A 7,086-nucleotide genomic window follows, 5' to 3' on the forward strand; every position below is an offset into this window, starting at 1 on the left:
CTACTTCAAAGATGGGTGAAATCTATGCCAGAAATATTTTGACCCCTCTCATCAAGCTCCAGCAACAGTAGTTCCATAACCGGGAAGGCAACGAAGCTTAACGCAGCTTTTGGGGAAGAGGGCAGATGGGTGAGTTTGTAACGGTGCCATGTTAGGCGTGAGATAGCTTATTTCGACAATTCTATCTATTAAGGGAGTAAGGTATGCGGTTACTGAAAGAAATGAAGGTAGGGGCACTAGCAGTATTATTGGGCAGCATAGCTGCGATCGAGTTGATGCCGATTGCAACAGCTTTACCCACTCAAGGAACCTTGATGGCGCGATCGCGGCGACTAAATTTCCGTGTGGGTGTGCGGCCTTCCTGGCCTTCCTCTTATCGAGGAGGTCGAGTCGGAGGTTTTAGTCGCTCTAGTGCTAGCTGTGGCACTCAAATGCCTGCTGCTTTAGTCCCTCCGCCCCAGGCTCAAGAAAAGGTAGCTACTAACAAAATGACGGTAGACAAAACCGCTTCCGAGCGGCCAACATTTTTTGTCTACCTGCCATCCCTAGATAGCCAAACAGCACAGTTCACCCTCCAGAACGAAGCCCGAACTAAGCAACTCCACAATGTCACCTTTAAGCTAACCGGCAAGCCAGGAGTTGTGGGAATTTCTCTGCCCAACTCTGCACCTGCTTTACAGGTGGGACAGAAGTATTTCTGGCAAGTCGCCGTAGGCTGTGATCCTGATGATCCAGCTAGCGTCATGGTGATTAGCAGCTGGGTTGAGCGGGTTAAACTACCTACTATCACGGCCAACAATCGTCTAGCTGTCTTGGCAGAACGGGGCATTTGGCAGGATGTAGTGACACAGATTGCCTTACAGCGATATCAAAATCCTGGCGATCGCGCCGCCGTTGAGGATTGGTCTGCCCTCATGGAAGATGCTGGATTACGCCAGTATAAGCAAGCCGCAATCGTTCAGATCGTCAAGAACTGACCAAAGTTGAGTAGGCAAATTCGCTCTCCTTACACATGATGAAAGGAAGGAATACTATCCTGTATTCCTTCCTAACTAGAGTTTCTTGTCACCTGCTGAGGAAACCAATAGCATAATGGAGATCGCGGCTATCCAGCAGGTAGAAACACCCGCAGTTAGTGTTTCAGAGTCTTCTGCAACAGGGGTGGGTTGAAATCTCAAGGTGTAAAGGTGATTGAGAAAAATAGGCTTTCTTTGAGGGATTGACCATTCTGGTTAGCATTGACTAGAGGAATCCCCCAATCAAGGCGGGCACGGAAGGTGTCACTGACCTTCCATTGCAGCCCCAATCCTGTACTCATCAGGAAATTCGGCACAGGCTGATCATCTCCCTTGTTCCAGCCACGCCCAATGTCAAAGAAGGGCACCACCTGTACCACACTTTTACCTTTAGACATCCGAAGCACAGGTAGATAGAGTTCTGCTGAGGCAAAAGCTCCGTTATCTGATAAAAGACTACTGGTGCGATAGCCCCGGACGGTATCGATGCCGCCGAGACTAAGCTGCTCCACAGGCACGAGCGGACGATTTGCCAGTTGCAGTTGGCTCTTGACTGAGAGTAGCGTATCGGGCGCGAAGGAATGAACCCAGAAGCCTCGACCTTGCCAGGATAAGAAACGGCCATCGGGTGGGATATCTAGGCGGGTCGCTCCTAGTGCATTGATGCCGATACTAAAATCTGATTGCAAGGAGACGACATCTCGTTTCCCTCGCTTCAGCCACTCTTGCCCAAACCGTAACGCCGTAATATTTGTTTCTCCATCAGGATCACTTCCTCGGCCTGGAAGTGGCAACGCTACGCCGTTATTGAACGTTTCTAAAAACACCCCTTCATTGCGATAATGATTGGCTCGTAGGCTTAGGGCTAATAGTTCTGTAGAAGTCTGTTTAAGGGGCTGGCGAAGCGCGATTTCATAATTACGCGATCGCGATTTGATGTCGAGATCGCGGAAAGGTTGCTCAATCACCTCACCCCGATTCTGGTTGTAGTTAAAACTCAAAGTACCATTCTTAGCATTAATGGGGAGGCTGTAGCTCGCATTCCAGCCTCGACTACCTTCGCTACGATTGTAGCCAAGCTGTAGGGCATCTCCCAATCCTAAGAGATTGAAATGACTCAACGAAAATTGCTGCTGCAACCTTCCTACACTGGGTGAGCGACCATTATCTACTGAGAAACTAGTCCGCAGCGGAGAGGCTTGCTTGACATTAACATTGAGAATGCTGCCTCCAGTAGTGGTTCCGGGAGCTAAAGTTGTGGAAATGCTATCAACTAGTGGATCTTGCTCTAACAACTGCACTGAGTCTGCTAATTGATCAATCTGCAAGGGGGTGCGAATTGACCGAGTCAAACGACGACGCACATAATTGGCAGAAAGTGGTCGCGCTAGCCAGAGGAAACCGGGACGCTCAATCTTCTGAATGTGAATCTTCTCCAGCTTTCCTTCAACCACCCGAATTTCTGGAGGAGCACCATTGAGAACTTCAGCAGGCACATAAGCACCAGAGTTGACATAACCTTGCTTGACATAGCATTGAGTAATCGCTTCGCTAGCCTGCACTAAAGCTGCTAAAGATAGCTTGCGGTTAAGTGGCGATGAAGTAGGGGCAGAATTCCTGGTACAACTATCACTCGCACTTTCAATATCCTTCGAGGGAGCAAGAGTATGTCCAGACTGGGCTGCAACTGTTTTCTGGACAACTGCCGCTAAATGTTGTTGGGAAAAGCGAGTATTTCCAGTAATCTTGATCTGCTCGACATAAACTCCTTCTGAAAGTGTGGAAGGAATCGCTGGAGTTGTCGCGGCAGGAGAAGTAGCGTCACTTGCAGCAGGAGATTGAATCGGTGTAGAGGCTGTGGCTTCAGGAAGAGTATCAGTTGTAGTAGAGGGTCGAGTCACTAGAGGAGCTGAGACTTCAGGAGTTTTGATAAGAGGCACCACAGACACAGCAGCAGATACAGGAGCATGAGTAGAGGGAGAAGCTGTTGCTAGATCAGGAATTGTAGATGGGGTCGGTGGGCTAGATGTCACTGCAGCAGGAGCAAAAGGCGGTATTTTGACTGGAGTAGGCTTTGCGATCGCAGGTGGAGGAGAGGGCATAGATGCTGATGACTGCTCCTCTAATTTAGGCGCTAAAGTTTCAGGCGCTAAAGCAGTCGGAGAGGAGGCAGGTTGTTTGGGAGGCGAAGGATGAGGCGCGATCGCCACAGAAGTTGTTGGAGATGCAGGTGCTTCTAATAAAGCTGAAATCACATCCTGCACCATTGCATCAGACTGAGCAGGTTTGGGAGGAGATAATTCTTGGGCTGGCGAGGGGAGTGTGGCAGCTTCTGGAGATAGCTCTTCGGAAGCGACATCATCCGAGCTGGCCTCAGGGTCTTGAGAAGAACTTAGAGGTGGCTCTGGCTTTGAAGTGGAGGAGATACTGGCAGCAGGAGGAAGATTTGCACCCGACTCAGAGGTTGCCACATCAGCGGGAGCGACAAACTCTGCTTCCAAAGATGTTGCAGGACTGGTCGGCTCCTTGGTGCCAAAACCATGACTAATGCGAGGGAGGCTGGCTGGCAAAGATCGTCGCGATCGCTGCAGAGTCAATGATTGCGAAGAGAAGGAGGATGTAGGCAAACTTGCCGCATTAGAACGGGGGGTGATGACTGACAGGCGATCGCGTAGGGGAGTCAACTGAGAGCGATCGCCCCCCGTCTCTGTGAGCGGCAATAGCACTTCTTTTGTCGTTGCCAACCAAATGCTACGTCCTAGTCCTACCACTCCCATCCCAATCGTTGCGGTTAAAACAATCAAACCTGCTGCTTTCAGTCGATCGGCTAGCGCAATGGGGGGCGGAGTCGGATGTAGAGTTGAAAAGCTTGCTGATGAGGCTGGTGGCGTCTCCAAGCTGTGAGTTTGAGGGGTCGAGTTGAGTGCTTGTGCGCCATCAGTAGTTCTCATTACAGACTTCCTAAATCAATGAATGGTTGTGGTGAGCCTCTGTTTAGAGGGACGGAGGGGGCGCAGGAGTCTGTGGGGAAGCCAAATTCCCACTGAGGGGAACCAGCCCAGCGGTCTTTAATAGCCGTTGTCCCTCAAGCGTCCGCATCAACTCTACAAACTTCTTGCCTGGGGCAGAACGGCGATTATCACGAGGGTATATTACTAAAATCGGATAGCTCAAAGGATACTCACTCGTTTGAAACTTGACTGGATCAGGAGCATAAGCACCTTTACGATTGCATAGATCTGTTTCGGGTGTAATCTCCTGGCGATCGCTCAACACTAAAGGCTGTACGGCTGCTTTTCTAGCCTGGCTCAGAGCTAGTGGGTAAACTGAGCATTGCCCCCAGATTTCACTTAAAGGTATGAAACCAACACTGCCCAATCCATCTACCTCAAAATCTCGAATCACCTGACGTAATAGCTCCATAGGCGGCAACTGCTGCACATCGGTTAGGCTCTGGGAAGACTGCTTGAGGACTTGTTGTTCAAATAACGCGATCGCTTCAGGATTTTGGGGAGCATAACGTTGTACCTGCAAGTTGGGACCGCCAAAGGTTGTCCAGTCATGAGGCGGATCGCTAAAGAGTTGTCGCACCTGATCTAGAGACAGTTTTCCCTTTAACGTAGTGGGGAGTCCTTGCTGCCGCTCCGTATAGCTAAAGGAAACTACAACGGCTAGCCCATCATAGGCAATTTCCTGGGATAACAGATCAGCAGGTAACTCATTCACAGGTGGGAGTATGGCAAAATCCGCTGCCCCCGAACGAACTTGTTGCACTGCGGCTGCGAAAGAATTGGCAGGGAGATACTGCAAACGTAAATTGGGCTGAGCAGCACTCAGAACATCTGTAAAGTGTTGGTCTCCTTGTAATAAATTGTGTTGTTGCAATAGACTCCACCAAGTGCCATTGCGCAGCGAGGTATAAATGTATTCACCTGTGGGGACGGCGCTCACCTCTGATAGGCAGCAGGTGGAAAGTTGGGGTGAGGGAGAAAGGCGGGCCTCTGTCGGTCGTAATCGTGGCAGTAATAGAAATGATCCTGCCATTAGGCCCAAAAGAGGTATCAGAAGGAGTGGAGAAAAGCGGGATGAGGGGGTAGTTTGGGCAGGAATGTCTGCTACAGGGGCGATCGCAGTGGGCGATCGAGAAATCAGTTGCAGTAGTTCACAACGAGCCACCTCAGCACTCGCGAATTTATCACTTTGCAAAGCTTGCAAGATTTCTCGGAGGGCAGGCTCGATCACAACCGAACCATCAGGTTGCCCCCCTTGCAAGAGCTGCATGCCGATCTGGCCGACAGCCTTTAAATCTTTTTGAATTGCCTCGTTTGTAGCTTGAGTTGATCGCCCCGGTGGTATTGCTGCATCAAAGCACTGCTCCCACAGTAATAAGTCACAAAGATACACAAAACCAGAGGTGGATTGTTCAATCCAAAGAATGCTATCTAAGCTCAAATTTCCATGAATCAGACCCTTTTGGACTGCACCAGCAGGAAAACTGAATTTTTGATTATGTAGAAAATCTAAGGTTTGTAGAATTTGACTCAAAATCTCCCGCACTTGGTGCGAAGGTAAGATGCCGCAAAGTTGTAAGTATTGGCGTAGGGTAGGAGCGAGATCACGAGTATCAGTCACCAAAAAACAGCGTTCGTAGGACTCTGTATCCGCGATCGCCTCAAGGGGCTGGATAGCTCGGAAGTCTTGAACACGCCCATCTGCCAACTGAATTCCTGCTAACCGCTTAAAGCTATTTTGACGCTGGAGTACCTCAGCATGGCTAAAGTCGGAGGCCAACAGCAGAAATTCCTTGATCACCACCGATCGCTTGGAAGTGACCTCGATCGCTTCAAATAAATGTCCATTGCCCCGTGGCCCTAGGTAGGCTTCAACCTTGTAATATCCCAGGCGACCCCGAATCTCGGCTTGTTCCAAAATTCCTAAGATTCGAGGATCTAAGCTTTCTGAGTGACCCTCAGGAACTGCAACCTCGACGAAAGTCTGCTGAGAGGGAAAAAGTTCTGGGCGCAACTCCTCCAAAACATCCTTCAGCCATGCGTACCGTCCCAAATAGCTAAAGAAACTGAGCCGCGTTGGCACAGGATACCGTCGGAGGAAGGCGCGCAATAAAATCTCAACAATCTTCGTCATGTGAGGCTGTAGGTAGCGGAGTCATTCATCCTGTCAGACCTAAGGAACTCTCTTTTGAAAAACAATAAAACAGTTGAGAGGATGAGCAAAACCCGACAGAAGTTAGTATTTGCCTTGAGGAAAAGCCTGCTATTCTCCTCATTGAACATAAACATTAATGAGGAGCTGTTTTGTCATGGTGAAAGAAGCTGTCGCCCAACTATTCCGTGCTGCTCAAGTTAACCCAACTCTGCGTGATCAGCTCAACCAATCAGCCGATATCGAGCAATTTGTGGCGATGGCTAGAGACTGTGGCTATGAGTTTACGGCTGAAGAATGGCGATCGATGACTCAATTTGCTGTTGAAGAATTAGCCAGCGAGTTGTCTGAAATTCCAGGGCTGTAGTCAGCTCTAAGAGGTGAGTATACCCGCATCAATACCCTGCGCTGTTTTCTACTTCACGCGATGTCAAGCTGGAAAGCGGCGATCGCCATGACTTTAAAGAGCCTCCAACACTTTCGCAATCCTTGCCCCCGTTCCAGAGATACACTTGCTCTCTGGCTTAGAGGCGATTGAGGCCCAAGTGGATGCTGACAATTTGCCGCCTGACAATTTGCCTAGACTTTGACAGCATGGCCTTGAGTTGCTCTGTTCTCTAGGTCGAAAAGCAACGAGGTAGCAACTCTCACAACTCCTTAGGCGAACCGTTGACCTCAAAACTCTTCAAAATTTGGCGTTGCTGAAAGAGTAATGCTGGCTTTGGCACAATGAAGGTATGAAATGTCCTCAATGTCACTCCACTCACACGGCTAAAAACGGTTACCGTCGCGGAAGACAGTGCTATCAGTGCAAGCAGTGTGGTCGCCAATTTCTCGAGTCTTACCGTCCTTGGGCTTACTCCGATGACATCAAGCAACTGTGCATCAAAATGTATCTCAATGGCAT

General features: G+C 49.5%; 4 protein-coding genes. 2 read left to right on the forward strand and 2 right to left on the reverse strand.

Annotated elements, in window-relative coordinates; translation table 11 throughout:
* The first annotated feature begins 203 nt into the window (after window positions 1-203).
* Window positions 204-977 carry a DUF928 domain-containing protein gene (locus tag H6F68_RS06410; RefSeq protein WP_190557454.1) on the forward strand — a complete coding sequence of 258 codons (774 nt, stop codon included), beginning with the start codon at window positions 204-206 and terminating at the stop codon, window positions 975-977.
* Between the two features lie 197 nt (window positions 978-1,174).
* On the opposite strand, the gene H6F68_RS06415 is transcribed toward H6F68_RS06410, so the two are convergent.
* Together H6F68_RS06415 and H6F68_RS06420 are read right to left on the reverse strand one after the other, a co-directional pair.
* Window positions 1,175-3,967: a ShlB/FhaC/HecB family hemolysin secretion/activation protein gene (locus H6F68_RS06415; RefSeq protein ID WP_190557456.1), complete on the reverse strand. Its 2,793-nt coding sequence runs from the start codon at window positions 3,965-3,967 to the stop codon at window positions 1,175-1,177.
* Window positions 3,968-4,010: 43 nt separating this feature from the next.
* Window positions 4,011-6,161, reverse strand: coding sequence for a phosphate ABC transporter substrate-binding protein (locus tag H6F68_RS06420; protein WP_190557458.1), 2,151 nt, complete (start codon window positions 6,159-6,161; stop codon window positions 4,011-4,013).
* Window positions 6,162-6,336: 175 nt separating this feature from the next.
* Here H6F68_RS06420 and H6F68_RS06425 point away from each other — a divergent pair, with 175 nt between their 5' ends.
* Complete coding sequence (locus tag H6F68_RS06425) at window positions 6,337-6,546, forward strand: Nif11-like leader peptide family natural product precursor (protein ID WP_190557460.1); 210 nt, start codon at window positions 6,337-6,339, stop codon at window positions 6,544-6,546.
* Window positions 6,547-7,086 lie beyond the last annotated feature (540 nt).

The organism is Trichocoleus sp. FACHB-262 (assembly GCF_014696035.1).
Lineage (GTDB): Bacteria > Cyanobacteriota > Cyanobacteriia > FACHB-46 > FACHB-46 > Trichocoleus.

What these genes read in the sequence shown, in the direction of transcription:
- H6F68_RS06410 (WP_190557454.1), top strand. Translation starts at nt 204, where the DNA reads ATGCGGTTACTGAAAGAAATGAAGGTAGGGGCACTAGCAGTATTATTG.
- H6F68_RS06415 (WP_190557456.1), bottom strand. Translation starts at nt 3,967, where the DNA reads ATGAGAACTACTGATGGCGCACAAGCACTCAACTCGACCCCTCAAACT.
- H6F68_RS06420 (WP_190557458.1), bottom strand. Translation starts at nt 6,161, where the DNA reads ATGACGAAGATTGTTGAGATTTTATTGCGCGCCTTCCTCCGACGGTAT.
- H6F68_RS06425 (WP_190557460.1), top strand. Translation starts at nt 6,337, where the DNA reads ATGGTGAAAGAAGCTGTCGCCCAACTATTCCGTGCTGCTCAAGTTAAC.